The organism is Tetragenococcus solitarius NBRC 100494 (assembly GCF_001544195.1).
In the GTDB taxonomy this organism is placed as follows: domain Bacteria; phylum Bacillota; class Bacilli; order Lactobacillales; family Enterococcaceae; genus Tetragenococcus; species Tetragenococcus solitarius.
The window spans coordinates 1-1517 of record NZ_BCPY01000081.1 but is presented as its reverse complement, the minus strand read 5'-3'; the positions used below and the strand labels follow the sequence as shown (position 1 = coordinate 1517).

Sequence of the window (1517 nt, the reverse complement as noted above, 5' to 3'; positions counted from 1 at the left end):
AAATAGTGTTGGTAAAGAAAACACGACGAATAAAGGAAGCAGTTAGGCGCTATTGTCTAGCTGCTTTTTTTCGCTTGTATAGTTAAGGAACCAGGTTGGAAATACTTTCCTCGGTATAAAAAGATGCGTTGCCGAAAGTTCTCAAAGCTATGGAAACCATAAGCGACTCGTTTTAAGACTTTAATATGATTATTTAACCCTTCTAAAGGACCGTTGGAATAAGGAACCGTCAATGCAAGCTGGATCTCTTGTCGATACTTTCGGAAGGTCTTGATTACAGGCTGAAACGAGTCAGGGAGCTGGGCCCCATCGGTTTTCAGTAATTGATCAAAACGTGCTGTGTCTTGCTTATGAAACGCAGAAAGAAAGGATTGATAGATTTTATAGCCTTGTCTAAGGGCAGAATGATAACTTAATAAGCGATCGACAATCTCTTGCTCGGTTAAATGATCCCGAAAACTAGGCCGCCAATATCGATTTTGATAATCAAGTGTCCAAGCTTTTTTCTGTAGAAGTTTCCAGTATTTCTTAAGGTGCTTATATTCCTTTTGCCGACGGTGAAAGGTGTTCATCACTTGTTTCCGCTGTTGTTGGAAAGCCCGTCCAATATGTTGGCTCATATGGAACCGATCAATGACTAACTGGGCATTCGGAAAAAGCGTTTTGACTAAGGAGGCATACGGACTGTAAAAATCCGAAACAACATAGTGCACCTTGGCTCTTTCCTCTCGAGGATAACGAGCAAAATAAGCTTCTAAATGAGGCAGTTGTCGATTGGCGACAATCTCTAAGAGCTGCCGCGTTTTCCCGTTCATCATGATAAAACTCATGGCGCCAGAAACCCGCTTGACCGATTGAAATTCATCAAAACAAAGGACTTCTGGTAAGGAAGTATTGGGAGATAGCTGTTTAGGTTTAAAGCTATGAAGCACACGTAAAACTGTCGCAGGAGAAACATGCTTCAACCGGGCAACCATTGACATCGATAAGGGTTGCGATAGTTTTTCTGCAATGGCGAGTTTGACACGACGAGCAATCGAACAATGACGGTCCGCGACACTGGTTTCGGCGATAGACGTTTTCCCGCAAGTTTTACAACGAAACCGTTGTTTCTTCATTTTAAGTAAGGTTTTGTATTCACTCACATCGTTGAGTTGAATCGTCACTTCCTTGAAGCCCCATTTCATTAAACAAGCGGTCTCTTCTTCGCCACAGTGAAAACAGGCTTGCGGGCGATAAGAAAGCTGACCGTAAAAGACAAAACAAATGTCTCCGTTGATGGCTTCTTTTTGAAAACAATCTTCTTCAAAAGTCAGGTTTACATCTAGGATATCTAGGATTTCTTTAGTATAATGAGAGATGGACATCTTGAAACACTCCTTTGGATATTTGTTTGGTCACTTTATTCTACGAGTTTTCAAGGTGTCTGTTTTATATTTTGCTCAGAAAACATAAAAAAACTAGCATTGGCTACAAGAAAATGATTCTTGTTTACCAACACTAGAAATTATAGAGCC

1 protein-coding gene is annotated in these 1517 nt (G+C 40.8%); it reads right to left on the bottom strand.

Annotated features, from left to right (window positions below; translation table 11 throughout):
* Window positions 1–56: 56 nt before the first annotated feature.
* Window positions 57–1367 (bottom strand): ISL3 family transposase, encoded by a 1311-nt coding sequence (locus TS1_RS12140; RefSeq protein WP_068710729.1) that lies wholly within the window; start codon window positions 1365–1367, stop codon window positions 57–59.
* Window positions 1368–1517 lie beyond the last annotated feature (150 nt).

Excerpts from the sequence above, each read along its gene's own strand:
- TS1_RS12140 (WP_068710729.1), bottom strand. The coding sequence starts at position 1,367 with ATGTCCATCTCTCATTATACTAAAGAAATCCTAGATATCCTAGATGTA.